The 22474-nt window shown below is 61.2% G+C and carries 14 protein-coding genes and 6 pseudogenes; 12 read left to right on the top strand and 8 right to left on the bottom strand.

Going from position 1 to position 22474, the window contains the following annotated elements; genetic code table 11:
- Positions 1-207 precede the first annotated feature (207 nt).
- From ACFQT0_RS14170 to ACFQT0_RS14140, 7 genes are all read right to left on the bottom strand, one after another.
- A complete protein-coding gene (locus tag ACFQT0_RS14170; protein ID WP_380203671.1) occupies positions 208-504 on the bottom strand; it encodes a GIY-YIG nuclease family protein in 297 nt (98 codons plus the stop codon).
- A 126-nt stretch (positions 505-630) separates the two neighbouring features.
- The gene (locus ACFQT0_RS14165) at positions 631-1494 is read right to left on the bottom strand and encodes an aldehyde dehydrogenase family protein (RefSeq protein ID WP_380203669.1); all 864 of its coding nucleotides are present in this window, start codon (positions 1492-1494) and stop codon (positions 631-633) included.
- Entirely contained in the window at positions 1472-1981 is a 510-nt protein-coding gene (locus ACFQT0_RS14160) for an aldehyde dehydrogenase family protein (protein WP_380203667.1), read from the bottom strand. The genes ACFQT0_RS14165 and ACFQT0_RS14160 overlap by 23 nt, the downstream gene beginning before the upstream one ends.
- Before the next feature lie 347 nt (positions 1982-2328).
- Positions 2329-3264: a WG repeat-containing protein gene (locus tag ACFQT0_RS14155; RefSeq protein ID WP_380203665.1), complete on the bottom strand. Its 936-nt coding sequence runs from the start codon at positions 3262-3264 to the stop codon at positions 2329-2331.
- A gap of 496 nt (positions 3265-3760) precedes the next feature.
- Entirely contained in the window at positions 3761-3982 is a 222-nt protein-coding gene (locus ACFQT0_RS14150) for a hypothetical protein (RefSeq protein ID WP_380203663.1), read from the bottom strand.
- Complete coding sequence (locus ACFQT0_RS14145; RefSeq protein ID WP_380203661.1) at positions 3949-4284, bottom strand: hypothetical protein; 336 nt, start codon at positions 4282-4284, stop codon at positions 3949-3951. Before ACFQT0_RS14145 ends, ACFQT0_RS14150 begins: the two co-directional genes overlap by 34 nt.
- 68 nt (positions 4285-4352) lie before the next feature.
- Positions 4353-4637 (bottom strand): hypothetical protein, encoded by a 285-nt coding sequence (locus tag ACFQT0_RS14140; protein ID WP_380203659.1) that lies wholly within the window; start codon positions 4635-4637, stop codon positions 4353-4355.
- 571 nt (positions 4638-5208) lie between these two features.
- Here ACFQT0_RS14140 and ACFQT0_RS14135 point away from each other — a divergent pair.
- The 7 genes and pseudogenes from ACFQT0_RS14135 to ACFQT0_RS14105 all read left to right on the top strand — a co-directional run bounded on the left by ACFQT0_RS14135 (position 5209) and on the right by ACFQT0_RS14105 (position 15974).
- Positions 5209-6015, top strand: a complete 807-nt coding sequence (locus tag ACFQT0_RS14135; RefSeq protein ID WP_380203657.1) for a phosphatase PAP2 family protein — start codon at positions 5209-5211, stop codon at positions 6013-6015.
- Between the two features lie 367 nt (positions 6016-6382).
- Positions 6383-8034: pseudogene (locus ACFQT0_RS14130) on the top strand (TldD/PmbA family protein).
- Positions 8035-8271: 237 nt separating this feature from the next.
- Positions 8272-9590: pseudogene (locus tag ACFQT0_RS14125) on the top strand (TldD/PmbA family protein).
- Positions 9591-9694: 104 nt separating this feature from the next.
- Positions 9695-11347 carry a TldD/PmbA family protein gene (locus ACFQT0_RS14120; RefSeq protein WP_380203655.1) on the top strand — a complete coding sequence of 551 codons (1653 nt, stop codon included), beginning with the start codon at positions 9695-9697 and terminating at the stop codon, positions 11345-11347.
- Positions 11348-11449: 102 nt separating this feature from the next.
- Positions 11450-12783 (top strand): annotated as a pseudogene (locus ACFQT0_RS14115) (TldD/PmbA family protein).
- A gap of 173 nt (positions 12784-12956) precedes the next feature.
- Positions 12957-14605, top strand: a pseudogene (locus ACFQT0_RS14110) (TldD/PmbA family protein).
- A gap of 45 nt (positions 14606-14650) precedes the next feature.
- Positions 14651-15974, top strand: a pseudogene (locus tag ACFQT0_RS14105) (TldD/PmbA family protein).
- Between the two features lie 150 nt (positions 15975-16124).
- Here ACFQT0_RS14105 and ACFQT0_RS14100 read toward each other — a convergent pair.
- Positions 16125-16751 carry a porin family protein gene (locus ACFQT0_RS14100; RefSeq protein ID WP_380203653.1) on the bottom strand — a complete coding sequence of 209 codons (627 nt, stop codon included), beginning with the start codon at positions 16749-16751 and terminating at the stop codon, positions 16125-16127.
- Positions 16752-17031: 280 nt separating this feature from the next.
- Here ACFQT0_RS14100 and ACFQT0_RS14095 point away from each other — a divergent pair, with 280 nt between their 5' ends.
- The 5 genes and pseudogenes from ACFQT0_RS14095 to ACFQT0_RS14075 all read left to right on the top strand — a co-directional run bounded on the left by ACFQT0_RS14095 (position 17032) and on the right by ACFQT0_RS14075 (position 22441).
- Positions 17032-17655 (top strand): DUF4159 domain-containing protein, encoded by a 624-nt coding sequence (locus ACFQT0_RS14095; RefSeq protein ID WP_380203651.1) that lies wholly within the window; start codon positions 17032-17034, stop codon positions 17653-17655.
- A 96-nt stretch (positions 17656-17751) separates the two neighbouring features.
- Positions 17752-18736, top strand: a pseudogene (locus ACFQT0_RS14090) (AAA family ATPase).
- A 228-nt stretch (positions 18737-18964) separates the two neighbouring features.
- Positions 18965-19951, top strand: coding sequence for a DUF58 domain-containing protein (locus tag ACFQT0_RS14085; protein ID WP_380203649.1), 987 nt, complete (start codon positions 18965-18967; stop codon positions 19949-19951).
- A 114-nt stretch (positions 19952-20065) separates the two neighbouring features.
- Positions 20066-20839, top strand: a complete 774-nt coding sequence (locus tag ACFQT0_RS14080; protein ID WP_380203647.1) for a hypothetical protein — start codon at positions 20066-20068, stop codon at positions 20837-20839.
- A 216-nt stretch (positions 20840-21055) separates the two neighbouring features.
- Positions 21056-22441 carry a BatA domain-containing protein gene (locus ACFQT0_RS14075; RefSeq protein WP_380203645.1) on the top strand — a complete coding sequence of 462 codons (1386 nt, stop codon included), beginning with the start codon at positions 21056-21058 and terminating at the stop codon, positions 22439-22441.
- The last annotated feature ends 33 nt before the right edge of the window (positions 22442-22474 follow it).

The raw sequence follows: 22474 nt of genomic DNA, 5'->3' as shown, positions 1-22474 counted from the left end.
CGGCCCCGAAGCCAGTAAGGTGTTTTGGTATTGTGCGCCGTTCAGAAAAGCCCTCCGTTCCGCCACGGCGCGCGGCGGAAGCGCGCCGTGTTGAGTGGGAATTCTCGCCGGGTGTTTTTGCTGGTTATCAGTTGGAACTTTGTGAAAAATCAGGCCGTCATGCCGAGCGCAGCCGAGGCATCTCGGGTGCTGACGTAAGGGTACTTTTTAGCCGCTCCAAGTTTGTAAATCTATTGGCTCCCAGGCAGGGTTCATTGTGTTTATGAGAAAATCCTTTTTGGCACGCCCCCAATTCTTTATCTGCTTCTCCCTGGCAATAGCTTGCTTAGCATCGGGACTGATTTCAAAGTAGACAAGCAGATTGCATTGGTAGCGCCCAGTGAATTTCCCGGACTCGCCTAACCCTGTACTATGCTCGTGCAGGCGCCGCTCCAGGTTGTTTGTAATGCCGGTATACAATACCGTTCGGGCTGGGTTGGTAAGAATGTTGACGTAAAAACTCATTTTAGAACGTCATGCCGAGCGTAGCCGAGGCATCTCGCTTGCCTCGTTGAGCCGGTTGAATTACTGCTGCAAGCGAGATGCCTCGGCTACGCTCGGCATGACGTTCTTTTTCCAATACCACATGGTCTAGCTCATCCAGTTCACCCGCGACTCCGGGTTCCACTTGGTGGTGGTCTTCTTGAGCTGGGTCCAGAATTCGATGGAGCTTTTGCCGGTGATGTCGCAGGCGCCGAACTTGGAATCGTTCCAGCCGCCGAAGGAGAAGGGCTCGCGGGGCACGGGCACGCCGATGTTCACGCCAATCATGCCGGCGTTGGCGTGGTCCATGACGTAGCGGGCGCTGCTGCCGCTGCTGGTGAATACCGCAGCGGCGTTGCCGTAGGGGTTGGCATTTTCGATGGCTAAGGCTTCGTCCAGCGTATTGGTGCGCATGATGGCCAGCACCGGGCCGAACACCTCTTCCTGGGCAATGCGCATGTCGGGCGTCACATGGTCTATTACCGTGGCGCCCACGTAGTAGCCGTCTTCGTGGCCGGGCACCACGGCGTTGCGGCCGTCGAGCAGGACTTTGGCTCCGGCGGCTTCGGCTTCGGTGATGTGCTGCTCGATGCGCTCCTTGGCTTCTTTGCTGATGACGGAACCCAGGTTCTGGCCGGGCACAATCTTGCGGGCTTCTTCCACAATCTTGGCCACAATGCCATCAATTGCGCCCACGCCCACCATGGTGGAGCCGGCCATGCAGCGCTGGCCCGCGCAGCCCGACATGCTGGCGGCCACGTTGGAGGCCGTCATTTCGGGGTGGGCATCAGGCAGCACCATCAGGTGATTTTTGGCACCGCCCAGCGCTACGCAACGCTTCAGGTTGCTGGTAGCCCGGATGTACACCACTTTGGCAATCTTGGTGGAGCCCACGAAGCTCACGGCCTGAATATCAGGGTGGTCGCAAATGGCTTCCACGATTTCCTTGTCACCATTCACGATGTTGAGCACGCCGTCGGGCAGGCCGGCTTCTTTCAGCAGGCTCGGCGATTTTTACGGCGCTCAGCGGCACCTGCTCCGAGGGCTTCAGCACCATGGTATTGCCGAGCACAATGGCATTCGGGATGGTCCAGTGCGGCACCATGTTGGGGAAGTTGAACGGCGCGATGCTGGCCACCACGCCCAGCGGCTTGCGCTCGACGCGGGCTTCTACGCCCTTGCTCACTTCCAGAAACTCGCCCTGAATAAGCTGCGGCATGGAGCAGGCAAACTCGGTTAGCTCAATGGCTTTTTCGACTTCGGCGCGGGCCTCGTCGTAGGTCTTGCCGTTCTCCTCGCGCACCAGGTCGGCGAGGGCTTTCATGTCGCGCTCGAGCAGCGTTTTGTAGCGGTAAAAGATTTGCACCCGCTCCTTAATCGGCGTGGCCGACCACGCGGGGTAGGCGGCCTTGGCGGCTTGCACCGCGGCGTCGAGCGCGGCGGCCCCGCTCAGCGGCACGGTGGAAATCAGCGCGCCGCTGAGGGGCTGAACACGTCCATCGTGGCCGTGGAGGAATTATCTACCGACTGGCCGGCTACAAAATTGCGGATGGCCGGATACTTCAACGTTTGAACTTCCATGTTACCTAAATGTTAAGCGGGGCGCAAGCTAAGGGTTTTGCGGGAAAAGAAACAGGGGCGCAATCGTTTCCGGAAAATAATTTTCGGGCGCTCCACGCCCAGGCCCTTTCCTTCCACCGCTAAAACTGTAAAAGCGAGGCCGTCAAATCCCGCAATCAGAATTTGTTAAGCGCTTGCAAAGCCGCAACTGAGAAGCCGCTCCATTAAAGCAGGCAGGGCGCCCGGCTACTTTACCTCTTCCCCGTTCTTGTCGATAATGAAGCTGCGGCCATCGAGCATGACCCAGGCTTTGCCCCCGACGAAGTCGGTGGCTTGGGCGTAGCGTCCGAAGGGCTTGGTGCCCGTGCTCGGGTCTTCGAGATAATCGGGGGTGATGAAGGTGTAGCCGTCGGGCAGCTTCACCCGGGCCAGCCCATCCACGAACGAATAGGCTTCGAGAAACACCGCGGGCACCGCTTCGGCTACATCGGGCCCGGTGATGTAATGCCAGCCGCGGTAGTCGCGCACGGCGGCGCGGCCTTCGGCAAAATCGCGGGCGTTGAAATAGTAGTGGTCGAACTCCTCCCCTTCCTCATTCAGAAAAGTATACGCCTCGCCCACGCGGGCCCGGGCGTAGCCGCCGTGGTAGGCGTTCAGCGAGTCGTAGGCCGGCGCTATCACCTCGTCGCCGTCCTCGTCTATAATGCCATACGCGCCGTCTTTGGCCACCACGGCCTGCCCGTCCCGAAAAGGACCGGCGGCCGTGAATTGAGCTGAAATAACCGGGGTGCCGCTGGCTTTAGCATAGCCCCAGCGGCCATTTTCCTGGTAGGGCACCAGGGGCCCGCTGCCCAGGTGGCTCAACCCCCAAACGCCCAGGCCGAGCGTGGCCAGGCCCGCCACAGCCATGGCCGCCTGCGGCCGGCGTCGGCGCCACTCCTGCAGGAGCTGCAGCCGTTCGGCAGCCCACGGCGCCGGGCGAAAGCCGGCCCACGGCCGCGGCTTCGGGGCGGTTGGCGGCATTGGCGGTGCGGCACTGGCCGGGGCCGCAGCCGCCGGCTGCGATGGGCGAGGGGCGGCGGCTGGCTGGGAATTGAGCTGCTCAATCAGCTGGCCCAATTGCTGAATTTTGGCGTCGAGCTCCCGGTTACGGGCGGCAGACTCGGCCTTCGAAGCTTCCATAGCCGCTTCCAATGCTTCCTTCTCGCGGTTCTCGGCGGCGAGGCGGGCTTCCAGGGCGGCGGCTTGGGGCGCTACGGCGGGGGCTTGGGCCAGCTCCTGGCGCAGCTGCGCAATGCTGCGCTCCCGCTCGGCGTCGCGGGCTTCCAGGGTGCTGAGCCTGGGCGTTCAGGTCGGCTTGCATTTGCTGGCGCAGGTGCTCGAGCCTGCTTTTTCTTCGCTGCGGGCGGCGGCTGTGTTGGAGTCGTAGCCGTAGGCCGGGTCGTCCGACACATCGTCCGCCCCCAGCCAGCGCCACAGGGCCCCGGCTTTCTGGCTCAGGAAACTGCGGGAAGCGGGTGGCTCGGGCGCTGTGGCCGATGGATTGGCAGCAGCGCGGCCGTACTCATCGGCCGGCTGGCCGGCTGGCTGCTGCGCACCAGCCGCGGCGGCCGGTTGTTCGCCGGCGGCAAACGCTGCCCACTCTCCCGCCCACTCGGCCAGGTCTTCGGCGGTGAGGTCAATTTCGGGCGTGGCCAGCTGGCGCAGGCGGCGGGGCAGGTCCGTAGGTTCGCTGAGCAGCCTGGAAGCTTTGGGTGGCGCTGTTGAGCGCGGCCTCTACGTCGGGGGCAAAGGTGACGGACTCGGCAAACAGCACCAGACTGCTGATAAAGCGCAGGTTGACGTGCTCGGGGCTGAACCGGGGACTCAGCCACGCCTCAAGCTCCTGCTTCTGGTGCACCAGTTGCTCAAAGGGGTTGTCGAAGTCCTCGGCCCCGGACAGGGCGCGCCGCCCAGCTGCCAGCGGCCGTAAGCCAGGGCAGGTATGCTCAGGCGCCCGCCCCGGGGCACCAGCACCAGCAGCGTGATGCTGTGCGGGCGCACCACCACGGCATCGAGGGGCGCGGCACCGTCCTGCAGTACGAGGTTGCCCAGCAGCAAAGAATCGGTGGTGGCATCAGCTTGCAGGGCGGCTTGCACGGCGGCGTACTGCGCAGTCCGGGCGGCGTCGGCAAAAGGGGAAGCGAGGAAACTATAAACCATAAAATCTTAAGTCGATGCCAACGGAGCGGCGGAACCCACGCGCAAGCCAGCGCCCCGGGCGGTGGGGCTTAGTCGTCGTACTCCTCCTCATTCCCGCGGCCGTGCCCTTTGCCGTGCTTCTTTTTGGCCTTTTTAGGCTTTTTGTATTTGCCCTCGCGGTACTGGTCGTCGGCGCTCCGGCCAAACATTTCTTCCATCACCGTGCGGGTGGGAATGGCCGGGGCAGCGCTGGCAGCCGACTTTGCCAGCACCAGGGTGCCGTCGGGCGCGGCGCGCACGGCCACGGGCCGGCCCCGAAAATCGCAGGCCTGGCCTTCGCGCAGCTCCGTGCGCTGGCCACTGGCACTCACCACAAAGCCATCGGTGGTGATGGTAGCGCCGTTGGGCAGGTGGGCGTCGCGGGTCAGGGGCGGGGGCGGCCGTTGCGCACCACCTGCATCTGGCCGTTGAGCCGCTGGAAACCGTCGTTGTTGGGCGTTTGCTGGGCAAGGGCTGAAAAGCTCAGCGCCAGCAAAAGGCCAGCGCTGCGGCGACCCGAAAGGTGGGCATTGGCATGGGTAAATCAAACTTTAAAGCAAAGCCGCGCAAAATCTGGCTCAACTAATGGCCCGAATACGGCAAACTGAGCACCAGGATGCCCGGCTGACGGTGAATCAGGCCGCTGGCGGCGGTTCATTCGAGCGCGGTTGACCAGCTGCGGGACGCACAGGCTGCCCGGTGCGCATTCGGGCTGGAGGGACAAATTTACCTCCATAATCAGGTCAATAGGCTGGCCCTGTTCCAGAAGTTTCCGGTTCTGATGATTCCAACGCGCAGTTGGCTCAATAAAAACCAGCCGGATGGTATGGTGCTGCTTGCTACGTTTGCACCGGGCACCCGTACTACGAGCGAATTTCTTCTCAACCCCTCACCTACATTTTCTTGATGCGCACCTTTTTGCTTACTCGCTATGCGGCACTGTTGCTGGTTTTTAGCGGAATGAGCCCGGCTTTGGCCCAGGTTAAACCGGTCCCGGCCGATACCACCCACAAGTTTGAGAACCCGGCTGGTGTGTCGCCCCCAGGCAACGCGAAGTGGTACAAGAGCAAGCTGTTTCGGGCCACCGTCATCCCGGCCGCGCTCATTGGCTACGGCGCCTACACCTTCAACGGGGGCGGCTTTTACACCAACCAGGAGGCCAACCGCGACATCCACAAGCTCTTCCCTACGTACCGCACCAAACTCGACAACATCCTGATTCTGGTGCCCTACCTGGAGCTGGGAGCCGTGGCCCTGGCGGGAGTTGAGTCGCACAGCGACCGCATCAACACGCTGCTCATCATTGCCAAAGGCGAGGCCATTATGCTGGCCACCACCTACGCCCTGAAGTACTCAACCCACGAAACCCGGCCCGACGGTTCCGACAACCTGTCGTTCCCCTCGGGCCACACGGCCCAGGCCTTTCTGGCCGCCAGCATCGTGCACACCGAGTTTCGCGACAAAAGCCAATGGTACGGCATCGGGGCCTATACCATCGCCACGAGTGTGGCCGCCCTGCGCATGATAAACACCAAGCACTGGCAGAGCGACGTGGTGGCCGGCGCCGGCATCGGCATCCTCTCTTCCCACCTCGCTTACCTGAGCCACCGCAACCGCTGGGGGCGCAAGTCCATTGGGCGCGACGTGGGCGTGGCCCCGGCTTATTTCGGCAACGGCACGCCGGGCGTGACCATTTCCTGGCGGGCGCGCTAAGCGTCGGCCACAAGCCGCCGCCCGGCAATTGTTAGCTCAACTTCTGCGGCGGCTTGAGCTACTCACAGTTTCTCTCCCGCTGCCAGAGAAGCGGCCTGAGTTAACCCTTAAACAGAAAAAGCCCGCTCAACGCGGGCTTTTTCTGTTTAGCTGAATTTAGGTTGACGGAGCTAGCTGCGCCAACCACAAATTGGGCTAGGTTTGTCCTCGCTGATTGGTGCCTGAGTGGAGCAATAATTAAACTCAGCAATTTTTTAAGGCGAAGCCTGACATTCGCGCAACGTCAGCGGCGGCAGCATGTCTTTTCAGTTAATATTTCTGCCCATCTTTACGAATCTAGTTTTCTATTCCCCAATTCTATTCTCTTTTGAAACGACGCGACTTTGTGGGACTCTCCGGCCTGGCGGCCGGCGGCTCCTGTTTCTGCCCAGCTTTCCCAGTTTAGGCGGCACTCCGGTTGACCCATCCCGCCTGCTGGAAGGCATCGACCAAGCCGTGAAAAAGCGCCTGGCCGATGCCGGCCTCAATGCCGCCAAAGCCGCCGGCGCCAGCTACGCCGACGTCCGCATTGGCCGCTACCTCAACCAAAGCATTTCGACCCGCGAAAAGCAGGTGCAGAACATCGCCAGCGGCGAGAGCTTTGGCGCCGGCGTGCGGGTGCTGGCCAACGGCACCTGGGGCTTTGCCGCCACCAACACCGTGACCGAAGCCGGCCTGGCCAAAGCGGCTCAACTCGCTGTAGCCATCGCCAAAGCCAACTCCAAAGTGCAGAAGGAAAAGGTGGTGCTCGCTCCGCAAAAAGGCTACGGCGAGGTAAGCTGGAAGACGCCCATTCAGCAAAACTCCTTCGAAGTGCCGGTGGCCCAGAAGGCCGAATTGCTGCTCGCCGCCAACGCCAAAGCCCTGGATAACGGCGCCAGCTTCGTCAACTCCACGCTTTTTCAAATCAACGAGCAGAAGTACTTCGCCAGCACCGACGGCTCTTACATCGACCAGGACGTGCACCGCATCTGGCCCACGTTCAGCGTCACGGCCATCGACCGCGCTACGGGCAAGTTCCGGAGCCGCGATGCGCTCAGCGCGCCCATGGGCCTGGGCTACGAGTACCTTACGCCCAAAGCCGCCGACAAAATTGCGGGTGCCGCCGGCACGGGCCTCGTTGGCTACCGCAACAGCTACGACATACTGGAGGACGCCGCCCTGGCCGCCAAGCAGGTGAAGGAAAAACTGACCGCCAAAACGGTAGTTCCCGGCAAGTACGACCTGGTTCTCGACCCCAATCACCTGGGCCTCACCATTCATGAAAGCGTGGGCCACCCCACCGAGCTCGACCGGGTGTTGGGCTACGAGGCCAACTATGCCGGTACTTCCTTCGCCACGCTGGAGTGGAAAGCCAAGAAAATTCCCTTCGGCTCGAAGCTGGTGAACATCGTGGCCGACAAGCTGCAGCCCGGCTCACTCGGCGCCGTGGGCTACGACGACGAAGGCGTGAAAACCAAGCGCTGGGATATTATTAAAGACGGCATCCTGGTCGATTACCAGAAGATTCGCGACCAGGCGCACATCGTCGGCCAGAAGGAATCGGACGGCTGCTGCTACGCCGACTCCTGGGACTCGGTGCAGTTCCAGCGCATGCCCAACGTGAGCCTGCAGCCCGGCAAAGCCAAAATGAGCGTCGACGACATGATAAAGAACGTGGACAAGGGCATCTACATCGCCGGCCGCGGCTCCTACTCCATCGACCAGCAGCGCTACAACTTCCAGTTTGGCGGGCAGGTGTTCTACGCCATCGAAAAAGGCAAGATTGCGGGCATGATTGAAGACGTGGCCTACCAGGCCAACACCCAGGAATTCTGGAACAGCTGCGCCGCGATTTGCGACGAGTCGGACTACCGCCTGTTCGGTTCGTTCTTCGACGGCAAAGGGCAGCCCTCGCAGGTGTCGGCCGTGAGCCACGGCTCGGCCACCACCCGCTTCAACGGCGTGAACGTCATCAACACCGCCCGCAAAATCGGCTAACCGTCGAACGACAACTCCCCTCCTCAGTTGAGGAGGGGATGTTTGAGCTTTAGCTCAAACGGGGGTGGTTGAAGTCGTTGAACGACACTCGAACGATTCCAGCTCAACTCGTTCTGCTGCCAGTCGTTCGCCCATGGTTCAACGACTTAACCACCCCCTGACGCTTCGCGCCAGCATCCCCTCCTTAAAAAAGGAGGGGAGTTTAAAAAAGCATTTCCAACTGCACTTCACTCCCAAATGGCAATTCTCTCTCAAACCGAGGCGCAGGACATCCTGAAGAAAGTCCTCAGCTTCAGCACCGCCGACGAGTGCGAGGCGACCCTCAACGGTAACATCGGCGGCAACGTGCGCTCGGCGCGCAACACCATCAGCACCTCGGGCGCCGTCGACAACGTGTCGCTGGCGGTGCAGTCGCGCTTTGGCAAGCGCAGCGGCGTGGCCACCTGCAACGAATTCGACGAAGCGAGCCTGCGCCGCTGCGTGCAGCGCGCCGAAGAAATCGCCAAGCTCGCGCCTGAGTCGCCCGAGTACGTGCCGTTCCTTGGTCCGCAGAAGTACCTGGCCTCGCCCGCGTCGTATGCCCAGCGCACGGCCGACATCACGCCCGACTACCGCGCCCAGCAGATTGGGGCGAGCATGGCGCTGTGCGAGGCCCGCAAGCTCACCTCAGCCGCCTTCTTCAACGATTCCACGGGCTTCATAGCCAAGCGCAACTCCAAGGGCCTCGAAGCCTACCAGCGCCTCACCGGCCTGGACTTTACCATCACGGTGCGCACCGCCGACGGCACCGGCTCGGGCTACGCCATCACCAACTACACCGACCTGGCCAAGTTCGACGCCGCCCGCCTCACCCGCGTGGCCGCCGAGAAAGCCGCTTCGTCGGTGAAGGCCAAGGCCATTGAGCCGGGCAAGTACACCGTGATTCTGGAGCCGGCAGCGGCCGTGGATTTGCTCAGCAACATGATGCGGTCCATGGACGCGCGCAACGCCGACGAAGGCCGTAGCTTCCTGAGCAAGAAAGGCGGCGGCAATCGCAAGGGCGAAAAGTTATTCGACGAGCGGGTGACCATCTACTCCGACCCCACCCACCCCGACGTGCCCGACCTCACTTTCGCCGGCGACGGCCGCCCGCAGCAAAAAGTGACCTGGATAGAAAAGGGCGTGGTGAAGAACCTCTACACCTCCCAGTTCTGGGCCCAAAAAGCCGGGATTGCCGACATCCCCCTCCCGGCGGCTGGATAATGGAAGGCGGCACCCAAAGCACCGCCGACCTCATCAAGGGCACGGCCAAGGGCATCCTGGTAACCCGCCTGTGGTACATCCGGGCCGTCGACCCGCAGACCTTGCTCTACACCGGCCTCACCCGCGACGGAACGTTTTACATTGAGAATGGGCAGATTAAGTTCCCCATCAAGAACTTCCGCTTCAACGAAAGCCCGGTGATTATGCTCAACAACCTGGAGGCCGCGGGCAAGCCCGTCCGCCTGGGTGGCAACCTCGTGCCGCCGCTCAAAATCCGCGACTTCACCTTCACCAGCTTGTCTGACGCCGTGTAGCTTGTAGCGTGGACTTTGTGAGTCCGCGCGGGGCAGGTATCGTTCAGGCGCGGACTCGCAGAGTCCACGCTACTTTTTTCGCCATCACTCTTCTTCCTTTTTTAATGAAACGTCGCGACTTTGTGGGACTCTCCGGCCTGGCGGCCGGTGCCCTGTTTATTCCCAGCATACCCAGCTTCGCCGGCAACCTGGTGGACCCCGCGCGCCTGCTGGAGCCGGGCGCCGACGCGGCCATGAAAAAGCGCCTGGCCGATGCGGGCCTGAATGCCGCAAAAGCCGCCGGCGCCACCTATGCCGACGTGCGCATCGGCCGCTCCCTCAACCAGGGCGTGGTGACCCGCGAGAAGCAGGTGCAGAATATCTCGAGCACCGAGAGCTACGGCGTGGGCGTGCGCGTGATTGCCAACGGCACCTGGGGCTTCGCGGCTACTAACACCGTGACCGAAGCCGGCATCGCCAAAGCGGCTCAACTCGCCGTGCAGATTGCTAAAGCCAACTCCAAAGTGCAGAAAGAGAATGTGCAGTTGGCCCCGGTAAAAGGCCACGGCGAGGTAACCTGGAAAACGCCCATCCAGCAAAACGCCTTTGAAGTTCCGATTAAAGACAAGGTAGATTTACTACTGAGCGTCAATGCAAAGGCGCTTGAGCTGGGTGCATCGTTTGTAAACTCCGTGCTGTTCCAGGTGAACGAGCAGAAGTACTTCGCCAGCACCGACGGCTCCTATATCGACCAGGACATCCATCGCATCTACCCCACCTTCGGCGTGACGGCGATTGACCGGGCTTCGGGCAAATTCCGGACGCGGCAGGCGCTGAGCTCGCCCATGGGCCTGGGCTACGAATACCTCACCCCCAAGGCTGGCGACAAGGTGGCCGGCCCGGCGGGCTCCAACATCATCGGCTACAAAAACAGCTACGACATGCTGGAAGATGTGGCCGCTGCTACCAAGCAGGTGAAGGAAAAACTGACCGCTAAATCGGTAGTTCCCGGCAAGTACGACTTGGTGCTGGACCCCCACCACCTGGGCCTTACCATCCACGAATCGGTGGGCCACCCTACTGAATTGGACCGGGTGCTAGGCTACGAAGCCAACTATGCCGGTACCTCTTTCGCCACGCTGGAGTGGAAGGCGAAGAACATCCCTTACGGGTCTAAGATGGTGAACATCGTGGCCGACAAGCTGCAGCCCGGCTCGCTCGGCGCGGTGGGTTACGACGACGAAGGCGTGAAAACCAAGCAGTGGGACCTCATCAAGGAAGGCAAGCTGGTGGACTATCAGAAAATCCGGGACCAGGCCCACATGGTGGGCCAGAAGGAATCGGATGGCTGCTGCTACTCGCAGTCGTGGCAGGATGTGCAGTTCCAGCGCATGCCCAACGTGAGCCTGCAGCCCGGCAAAGCCAAGCTGAGCGTGGACGACATGATAAAGAACGTGGACAAGGGCATTTACATCGCCGGCAACGGCTCCTTCTCCATCGACCAGCAGCGCTACAACTTCCAGTTCGGCGGACAGGTGTTCTACGCCATCGAGAAAGGCAAGATTACCGGCATGCTCGAGGACGTGGCTTATCAGGCCAACACCCAGGAATTCTGGAACTCGTGCTCGGCCATCTGCGACCAGAGCGACTACCGCCTGTTCGGCGCCTTCAACGACGGCAAGGGCCAGCCCTCGCAGAGCTCGGCGGTGAGCCACGGCTCGGCCACCACCCGCTTCAACGGCGTGAACGTTATCAACACCGCCCGCAAAATCGGTTAATTATAAAGCTGTTAGCTATTAGCTGATGGCTGTTAGCCTTTTCGCGAAGGCACAGTTAAAAAGCTAACAGCTAACAGCCATCAGCTAATAGCTCAACCCATCATGCCCATTCTTTCTAAAGACGACGCTCAGACTATCCTGAAAAAGGTACTGAGCTTCAGCACGGCCGACGAGTGCGAGGTTTCCCTCAACGGTAACATCGGCGGCAACGTGCGCTCGGCGCGCAACACCATCAGCACGTCGGGCGCCGTAGATAACGTGTCGCTGGCCGTGGAGAGCCGCTTCGGCAAGCGCAGCGGCGTGGCCACCTGCAACGAATTTGACGACGCCACCCTGCGCCGCTGCGTGCAGCGCGCCGAGGAAATCGCCAAACTCGCCCCCGAGTCGCCCGAGTACATGCCCCTGCTCGGGCCCCAGCAATACCAGGAAAGCAACAAAGCTTTTGCCGCCGCTACCGCCGCCATCGACCCCGACTACCGGGCCCGCCAGATGGGCGCCAGCACCGGGCTGTGCGACCAGCGGAAGTTGAATTCGGCCGGCTTTCTGGTAGACTCCGCCGGCTTTGTGGCCAAGCGGAACTCCAAAGGCCTTGAGGCCTACCAGCAGTTCACCAACGTGGAGTTCAGCGTGACCGTGCGCACGCCCGACGGCACGGGCTCTGGCTACGCCGCGGCCGACTACACCGACGCCAGCAAGTTCGACGCTGCCCGCCTTACCCGCGTGGCCGCCGAAAAAGCCGCCTCGTCGGTAAAAGCCCGCGCTCTCGAGCCCGGCAAGTACACCGTGATTCTGGAGCCCAACGCCCTAGTATCGAACGTAGATACCTCGCTGATGGTGGCGCTGATGAGCGCGCTCGACGCGCGCAACGCCGACGAAGGCCGCAGCTTCCTGAGCAAAAAAGGCGGCGGCAATCGCAAGGGCGAAAAGATGTTCGACGAGCGGGTAACCATCTACTCCGACCCCATGAACGCCGAAATCCCCGACCTGATGTTTTCCGGCGACGGCCGCCCGCAGAAGCGGGTAACCTGGATTGAAAAAGGCGTAGTAAAGAACCTGTATTCCTCGCGCTACTGGGCCCAAAAACCGGCATCCCGGACCTGCCCCGCCCCGGCGGCTGGATTATGGAAGGCGGCACCCAAAGCACGGCCGACCTGATTAAGGGCACGGCCAAGGGCATCCTGGTCACGCGCCTCTGGTACATCCGCCCGGTTGACCCCCAGACCTTGCTTTACACGGGCCTGACCCGCGACGGAACGTTCTACATCGAAAACGGCCAAATCAAGTTCCCGGTGAAGAACTTCCGCTTCAACGAAAGCCCGGTGATTATGCTCAACAACCTGGAGGCCATTGGCAAGCCCGTACGCTTGGGCGGCAACCTGATTCCGCCGCTCAAAATCCGCGACTTCACCTTCACCAGCCTGTCCGACGCTGTTTAATTGACTAACCAAAGGCCGTCAGGTTGAGCTAAGTTGAGGCCATTCTACTGGGCTAGTAATTCGATTACTTTGCCGGTGGAGTTGCTTCAACTTAGCTCTACTCGACGGCCTTTTTGGTGTCTTGCCCTCTCCTACTAACCCTGAGTTATTGATTCACCTTTACCGCTGCAAAAATGAAAAGACGTGACTTTGTAGGCCTCACCGGCCTAGCGACTGGTGCGCTGTTTCTGCCGAGCCTGCCCGGCTTTGGCCACACGACCGTCGACCCGGCTCGCCTGCTGGAGCCCGGCGCCGATGTCATCGTGAAAAAACGCCTGGCCGACGCGGCTCTGAATGCCGCCAAAACGGCCGGCGCCAGCTACGCCGACGTGCGCATTGGCCGCTCCCTCAACCAGTATGTGTTTGCCCGCGAGAAGCAGGTGCAGAACATTGTGAGCACCGAGAGCTACGGGGTAGGCATTCGGGTGCTGGTAGCGGGTTGCTGGGGCTTTGCCTCCACCAGCGTGGTAACCGAGGCCAGTCTGGCCGCTACCGCCCGCGCGGCGGTGGACATTGCCAAGGCCAACCGGCTGTTGATGAAGGTGCCCGTGCAGCTGGCGGCCCAGCAGGGCTACGGCGAGGTGAGCTGGAAAACGCCCCTGCAGCAAAGCGCATTTGAGGTGCCCATCAAGCAGAAAGTGGACCTGCTGCTGGCAGCTAATGCTGCCGCGCTCGATGCGGGGGCCAATTACATCAACTCGGTGCTGTTTCAGGTGAACGAGCAGAAGTACTTCGCCAGCACCGACGGCTCCTACATCGACCAGGACATTCACCGACTGTGGCCGACCTTCAACGCCACGGCTGTGGATACAAAGTCGGGCAAATTCCGCTCGCGCCAGGCGCTGAGTGCGCCGGTTGGGCTGGGCTTCGAGTACCTCACGGCCAGCACAGCGGAGCAGGTGCGCGGCCCGCAGGGCACCGATACCGTGGGCTACAAGTTGCGCTACGATATGCTGGGCGATGCGGCGCTGGCTGGCAAGCAGGCCAAGGCCAAGCTGACGATGAAATCGGTAACGCCCGGCAAGTACGACCTGGTCCTCGACCCTGCCCACCTCGGCCTGACCATCCACGAATCGGTGGGCCACCCCACGGAATTGGACCGCGTGCTGGGCTACGAAGCCAACTACGCCGGCACCAGCTTCGCTACGCTGGAGTGGAAGGCCAAGAACTTGCCCTACGGCTCAAAAGAAGTGAACATCGTGGCCGACAAGCTCCAGCCCGGCTCGGTGGGGAACGTGGGCTACGACGATGAGGGCGTAAAAACCCGCGAGTGGGACATCATCAAGGAAGGTAAGCTGGTGAACTACCAGAAAATCAGGGACCAGGCGCACATCGTGGGCCAGAAGGAATCGGATGGCTGCGCCTACGCCCAGTCGTGGGAAGACGTGCAGTTCCAGCGCATGCCCAACATCAGTCTGCGCCCCGGCAAAGCCAAAATGAGCGTCGATGAAATGGTGAAGGGCGTGGACAAGGGCATTTACATTGCCGGCGCGGGCTCGTTTTCCATCGACCAGCAGCGTTTCAACTTCCAGTTCGGCGGGCAGCTCTTCTTTGCCATCGAGAAAGGGAAAATCACGGAGCCGTTGGAAGACGTGGCCTACCAGTCGAATACCCAAGAATTCTGGGGGCCTGCGCAGGCTCCTGCGACCAGTCCGACTACCGCCTGTTCGGTACTTTCTTCGATGGCAAGGGCCAGCCGGCGCAGGTGTCCTCGGTAAGCCACGGCTCGGCTACCACACGCTTCAATGGCGTGAACGTCATCAACACGGCGCGCAAGGTTTAGCGTCAGGACGACAACTTCCCTCCTTCCAATCCCTGCAAATCCATCATGGCTATTCTCTCCAAAGACGACGCCCAGACTTTATTAAAAAAGGTTCTCAGCTACACCACTGCCGACGAATGTGCGGCCACGCTGCGGGGCCGCACCGCTGGCAACATTCGCTACGCCCGCAACAGCGTGAGCACGGCCGGCTCGCAAGATTCCGTATCCCTGGCCGTTGAGGCGCGCTTCGGCAAACGCAGTGGCATTGCCACGTGCAATGAATTCGACGATGCTACCCTGCGGCGCTGCGTGCAGCGGGCCGAAGAAATTGCCAAGCTCGCGCCCGAAAGCCCGGAATATGTGCCATTTATTGGCCCGCAAACGTATCTGAGCCCACCCTCCTCGGCCACTACGCTGCTTACGGCCACCACGCGGGCCCAAGCCGCTGCCGATAGCATGGCCGTATGTGCGGCCAAAAACCTGAGCGCCGCCGGATTTCTGGATGGCGGCACCCGCTTTGTGGCCCACCGCAACTCCAAGGGCCTGGAAGCCTACCAGCAATCGACCAATACCGACTTCTCGGTAACGGTGCGCACGGCCGATGGCAAAGGCTCCGGCTATGCCATTGCCGACGTGACCGACCCCGCCAAGCTCAACGCCAAGGGCATCACCGAACGCGCCGCCAACAAGGCGCTGAGCTCGGTGGGGGCGAAAGCCATTGAGCCCGGCAAGTACACGGTCATTCTGGAGCCGGCCGCCCTGATGGCCGGCGACGACCTATCGCTGCTGGGCGGGCTCGTCTTTGGCATGGGCGCCCGTGAGGCCGACGAAGGCCGCAGCTTCCTGAGCAAAAAAGGCGGCGGCAACCGCAAAGGCGAAAAGCTGTTTGACGAACGGATTACCATCTACTCGGACCCCATGAACGCGGAGGTGCCCGGCAATGCCTTCGACGATGACGGCCTGCCCACCAAGCGCCAAACCTGGGTTGAGAAAGGCGTGGTCAAAGACCTTTTACACCCGTTTTTGGGCGCAAAAAAGCAACGTGCCTGCCACGGCCTTCCCCAGCGGCTTTATCATGGCCGGCGGCACCCAGAGCACGGCCGACCTCATCAAGGGCACAGCCAAAGGCATCTTAGTTACGCGCCTGTGGTACATCCGCGAAGTTGACCCGCAAACGCTGCTCTACACCGGCCTCACCCGCGACGGAACCTTCTATATCGAGAACGGGAAAATCAAGTTTCCCATCAAGAACCTGCGCTTCAACGAGAGCCCCATCATCATGCTCAACAACATCGAGGCCATCGGCAAGCCGCAACGCCTGGCTGGCTGCCTGGTGCCCCCACTCAAAATCCGCGACTTTACCTTCACCAGCCTGTCCGACGCTATTTAACTTAGTTGGTGGTTAGTTGAAAATGGAATAATAAGCGGAACGTCATGCTGAGCTTGTCGAAGCATCTCGCGTGTGGTAGTAAATCAATCGTTCAACGATGCGAGCGAGATGCTCCGACAAGCTCAGCATGACGTTCCGTTTTTCTGCCCTCTACTTCTTGCCAAATTGCAGGGCTGCATACACCTGAAACACCCGGTTCTGAAGGCGGGGGTCGTTGATACCTGAGAGGTTCTTGGCGTCGTTGATGTCGTTGAGGCCGGCTACCAGGCGGGCGCCCAGCGAAAAGTTGCCGGCCAGCTTCAGACCGGCGCCGCCCACCAGGCTGAAATCGTTGCGCTTGAAGCTGCCGGTTGCGGGCCGCGACTCATTGCCGTAAGCCGGTGTGCCGTCCGGCGCGAGGCCCACTTGCAGCTTGCCCGATTGGTTGGCACTCAGCAGCACCCCGAACTGCGGGCCCGCTTCTACAAACACGGGGCCCAGGGTAACTTTGGCCAAAACTGGAACCGTGAGGTAGTGCAGTTCGCTGTCGTAGTTGGTAAAGGCCGATTTCAGGTTGCCGCCGGCTACGGAGTACTGCACTTCCGGCTGAATGGCGAGCGGCCCCAGCAGGTTGGCTTGGTAAAAAACGCCGACGTGGTAAAACGCTTTGTAAGACGCGCTTTCTCCTTCACGGCCCGTTAGCTCGGCTACATTCAACCCGCCTTTTACTCCAAACTGTGCTTGCGCCAAGGGTGCTGAAAACACACTTAGCAAGATGATAATCAGAGCCTTTTTCATAGGATAAAATAAAATTATGGATAGGAATAAACTGCTGCGAAGCGTTCGATGGACAAGCCTGTTTTCGTCTTAAAAAACGGCTCAACCCGAAGTGGTAGCAATGAGTACGCCAGCTTCCCGACTAAAAGTTGCAAACCTCCTTCCCACCCCAGTTCAGGAAGCGCCTCGGTAACTTCAGCCCAATGGCACCGAAAAAGCAACTCCAGTTTTTCTAATCCGAATAACAGCCTTACAGCCCTGCTTCCGGCCGCTTCCCCTTTACTGCCCTATTTCGTTATCTGTGTCTGCTACTCCCTTCACTTTTGTGCGTTTGAAATACCACTCCGGCGACTGGGACGCCGTGGACGAGCGGATGCCGGCCAACCTGCTGCACTCCCTGGTGCAGTACACCACGGTGCCCGTCGACCCCAAGGAAAAAGTAGTAGCCCTGGATAGTCCGGAGCTGTTCAATTACCCGTTCTGCTACCTCTCGGGCCACCGGCTGGTGCAGTTTTCGGCGGCTGAGAAAAAGAACTTTACCCAGTACGTTCGCAACGGCGGCTTCGTGTTTGTTGACGACTGCAACCACGACATCGACGGCCTTTTTGCCCGCTCTTTCGAGGAGCAGATGCGCCAGTGTTTCGGCGCGGGCGCCCTCAAGAAAATCGCCAAAACCCACCCGATTTACTCGCAGTTTTTCAAGTTCAAGGACGGCCCACCCAATACGGGTTTTGAGCTCAACGGCTGGGGCGACGACCTGGTGCACGACTACCTGAAAGCCGTGGAAATCAAGGGCCGCATCGGCGTGCTCTACTCCAACAAAGACTACGGCTGCGAGTGGGACTACGACTTCCGCAACAAGCGCTTTCTGGCCGAAGACAATACCAAGTTTGGGGTCAATATTCTGCTTTATGCCCTGACGTAAGCTGTTAGCTGATGGCTGTTAGCTATTAGCTTTTTTCACGCTTTCCTTATATAACATCGGCTAACAGCTATCAGCTAATGGCTAACAGCTAAAAAAATGACTGAACAAGAAGTAAACACCCTACTGGCCAAGCTGCCAGTGCTCAAAGCCGAAATTGCCAAGGTCATCGTGGGCCAGGAAACCGTGCTGGACGAAGTGCTGGTGGCCCTGCTGGCCGGTGGCCACGCCCTGCTCGAAGGCGTGCCGGGCCTGGCCAAAACCCTGCTCGTGCGCACGCTGGCTTCCGCCACCGACCTGCCCTTCCGCCGCATTCAGTTCACGCCGGATTTGATGCCGACTGACATTCTCGGCACCGAGGTGCTGGAGGAAGACCACGGCACCGGCCACCGCTCGTTCAAGTTCAACCCCGGGCCCATTTTCGCCAGCCTCGTGCTGGCCGACGAAATCAACCGGACGCCGCCCAAAACCCAGGCGGCCCTGCTCGAGGCCATGCAGGAAGGCCACGTAACCTACGCCGGCACCGAACACGCCCTGCCCAAGCCCTTCTTCCTGCTGGCCACCCAAAACCCCATCGAGCAAAGCGGCACCTACCCCCTGCCCGAAGCCCAGCTCGACCGCTTCCTGCTCTACGTGCGCATCGGCTACCCCACGGCCGAGGAGGAACTGGCCGTGCTGCGAGGCACTACCGGCGCCAATGGGCAGCAGGTACAGCCCGTGCTGGGCGGCGCCGACATCCGGCAGCTCCAGCAGCCTGGTGCGCCAGGTCAGCTTCAGCCCCGAGCTCATGGACTTCGTGAACCGCCTAGTGCGCGCCACGCGGCCGGCTACGTCGGAAGTGCAGTTCATCAAAGAATACGGCCGCTGGGGCGCCGGGCCCCGGGCCGGGCAGGCACTTATTCTGTGTGCCAAAGCGCGGGCCTTACTGCACGGCCGCTTTGCCGCGACGCTAGAGGATATCCGCACGCTGGCGCCGCCCGTGCTTCGCCACCGGGTCCTGCTCAATTTCAACGCGGAGGCCGAGAATCTAACGCCGGACGATGCCGTTGCGGCGTTGCTGGCAGCCGTCGCGGTAACGGTGTAGCTGGAATTAGAACGTCATGCTGAGCGCAGTCGAAGCATCTCGCTAGCTCAACTAATCGAACCACTCACAATCATCTGTCATGCTGAGCGCAGCGAAGCATCTTATCCCCGCAGAACAAATCTAACGTGATAAGATGCTTCGCTGCGCTCAGCATGACAGACGTTTGAAGCAAAGCCGATTAGCTCAACCCCTCTAAGCTCCTTCAATCTATCTGACTCTAAGCCCCAAATGCTGAACCCCGAACTCCTACATGGCCTGCGCAACCTGTCCCTGGCTGCGCGGCAAGCGGCCCAGGGCTTCCTGAACGGCGCGCACGCCAGCCGCCGGCACGGCGCGGGCATGGAGTTCAGCCAGTACCGCCCCTACCAGCCCGGCGACGACCTACGCCGCCTCGACTGGCGCCTGGCCGCCCGCTCCGACCGCTACTACCTGCGCGAATCGGAAGTAGACACCAGCCTGACGGTGCACCTGCTGCTCGACGCCAGTGCCAGCATGAACCACCGCGACGACAACGGCCTCACCAAGCTCGACTACGCCCGGCTGCTACTGGCCGCCTTGGCCTACATCAGCCACCAGCAGGGCGACGCCGTGGGGCTCACAATTCTGAGCCCAGCCGGCCTGCGCCACCTACCGGCCAGCGGCGATACCCGCCAGCTGCCCCGCCTCTACCATGCCCTCGAAACCGTGGAAGCCGCGGGCCAATTCCCCGATGCGGGCACGCTGGCACCGCTCACTGCCCGGCGGCAGCGCGCGCTTACGGTGTGCGTGAGTGATTTGTACGAGGAAGAATCTGAAATCAACGCCCTGCTTACTCGCTTGCGCGCCGTGAGCGGCGACGTATTGCTGCTGCACCTGCTCTCGCACAACGAGCTGGCCTTCAGCTACCAGGGTTCGGTTACTTTCCGTGATTTGGAAACCGGCCGCACCCTCCAGGCTCGACGCCGACCAGCAGCGCCCCGCCTACCAGCAACAGCTGCAGCAGTGGCTGAAAGAAACAGCTCAAGCCGCCCGCCGCAAAGGCTTCGACTACCACCAGCTCAGCACCGCCGAACCGCTGGACCAGGCCATTCGGGAGTTTCTGCGGCGGCGCAATGCCATAAGTTGAGCTGCTTTAGGGAGCCGCAGCCCCGGCGTTCTGCGCCGGGCCTTTGCATGCTTTTACCAGCCGATTTACTTGACCGGGGCAAGGGCCGAATTAGTGAACAACTGCGTTGATATTTCGCTAAAACAGAACCCCGCTCGTATATATCTACGTTTTTGGGCCGGAAATTGCCCTGCTTAAGTAGCGCCTGACAGCCGGTCGCTCGTATAGCTTCCTTTCCCCGACTTATGAAACGCATTCTTCTTCCTGTAGCGCTTGTTGCTCTGCTGCTTCCGTTGGTTGCCACTTCGGCCACTGCTCAACAGACCACGGTTAAAAAAACGACAACCACGGCCACTTCTACTCCGGCAAAGCCCAAAGTAGCTACTACTTCAAAAGTATCGACTACGAAGGCCACCACCAAGACCACGGCCGCCCCGAAGAAGTCGGCCGCCACTCCGGAGCAGGACCTGCGCACGTTCAGCTACTGGGTCGATGAGAAGCTGGAGATGAACATGGCCACGGTCCGGCTCGACTGGGAGACCCTTCTGAACGATTACACCCGCATGACCAAGCGCCTCGATGCCGCGCTCAACGACCTGTCGGTGCAGTCGCGCCGCGAGTACCTTGGGCAGAAGGCGCGCTTCAAGGACTGGGCCATTGAGCAAGGCCATCCGGTGCCCGAAACCGTGCTGGTGGGCGAGGCCCGCGACAGCGCCGCAACGGCAGTGCAGCGCCGCCTGCTAAACACCAGTGCGCCTATCAATCGGGCTATGGCCAGCACACTGCCCGACCTCTACAGCCGCCTGGTGGAGTCCACGCGCCTGGAGCACAAGCGCTGGACCAAAGCCAACTGGGACGATGCAAACCTGGTATTGAGCCGCCTCAACGACCGTTACAGCCAGGTGGGCGACCAGCTCCACTCGAGGACCGGGTGCGCGTGCGCTCCCTGCAAGCCGAATTCCGCACCCTCGAAAAAGCCCGCGACCTTAAAGGAATTCTCAACGGCTTTTAGGCCGTGAGCAGTTAGTAGCCTGCGAATAATGCCTGGTCGAACCTGGCTAACACAGGCCCTTTGGCGGGTCAGAATACGGAATGTAAAATTTAGCCCGGGCGGGTTGGCTGCCTGGGCTACTTTTGTTACAGTACTTGCGAATTCTCTGATGCCATTGCACTCCCCTGCAATGGTCGGTAGTGGTTCTGCGTCTGTGTTCTGATTTCATCCTGGCCGTACTTTCTTGCTCACGCTTCTTAACCCATCTGCGTTGCTGGCCCTGCTGGGCTTGCTGGTACCGGTGGCCATTCATTTGTGGAATCGCCGGCCCGGCCGGGAAGTGGCAGTGGGCAGCCTCCGCTGGCTAGCGGCGGGCGCCAATCGGCGGCTGCGCAACCTCAAGCCCGAGCAATTGTGGCTCCTGCTGTTACGCACGGCCTTACTAGCGGTACTGGCCGTGGGGCTGGCCGGCCCTGAGTGGCGCCAGGTGCTGCCCGGCGGTCGGGGCCAGGTGCTGGTGAGCCCGGAGCTGATTGGCACGCCCGCCTTTGCCGCCCTGCGGCCCACGGTAGATTCTTTGCGCCGGCGGGGCTATGCGCTGCGGTGGTTGGCGGCCGGCTTCCCCAAGATGTCCCGCGCCGCTTTGCGGGTCGATTCGGTGGGCCCGCGCGATAGTGCGCGCGTGCTGGCGGCCGTGAGCAAATCGGGGATAAATTTCCAATGGGCGCGGGTGCAGCAAGCAGCCGGCACGTTTCCGGAGCAGCCGCTTTATGTGCTCACACCGGCCACCCTGCGCAGTTTCCAGGGCCTGCAGTCCGGGCTTCCCGCCACGGTTACCTGGCAAACGCTGCCAAACTCTGCCTCGGCCACCTGGGTGCAGGCCGCTGGTTTTCGGGCCGATAGCCTACGACTTATATTGGGCCAAAGCAACGAAACACGGACGACGTTTCGGACTATATCGATTAAACGGCCGCAGCCCGGCGCAGTGGTTCGCCTGGCCGGGCTCCCGGCTTTCCGCCTGGAAATTGGGGCTAGCGGCAGCATGCTTCGCCCAGTTCAGGAGGGTTCCGCCGGCAGCTATCAGCCGTTGCCGGCCATTCCGGTGCGTTCGCGGCCGCTTCGCATCGCCATTTATGCAACTGCGCCCTTTGCCTTGGACGCGAGCTACCTGAAAGCTGGGCTGCGCGCCGCCGCAACGGGCCTGCCCGTGCCGCTGGCTCTGCAAACCACCGCCACGCCGCCCACACCTTCCACCGCTCCCGACTGGCTGTTCTGGCTGAGCGATGCGCCTTTGCCCGCTCGCTGGCGCGAGGCAATGCGCCGGGGCACCCGCGTGTGGCAGGAAGCGCCCGGCCCCGGCGTGCCCGATAAGGCCCGCCTGGCAGTAACTGAGGCCGACGAAGTCCCTGTGAGCATCTTCAGACGCAGCACTGCGCAGCCCAACTCGGCAGTTGCCAGCTTGCCACTCTGGTCCGATGGCTTGGGCAGGCCGGTGCTTTCCCACCGCACCTTGGGCGCAGGCGCATTCTATCAACTAGCTACCCGGCTCAACCCCCTGGAGCGAACTGGCCGACAGTCCTTCCTTTCCGGCGCGGCTGCTCAGGCTGCTCCAGCCCGACTTCACCGATGAGGCGGACCCAGCCCCAACCGCACTGGAGCAAAC

The organism is Hymenobacter humi, from assembly GCF_042665855.1.
GTDB lineage: Bacteria > Bacteroidota > Bacteroidia > Cytophagales > Hymenobacteraceae > Hymenobacter > Hymenobacter humi.
This window is presented reverse-complemented; position numbering and strand designations above follow the sequence as displayed.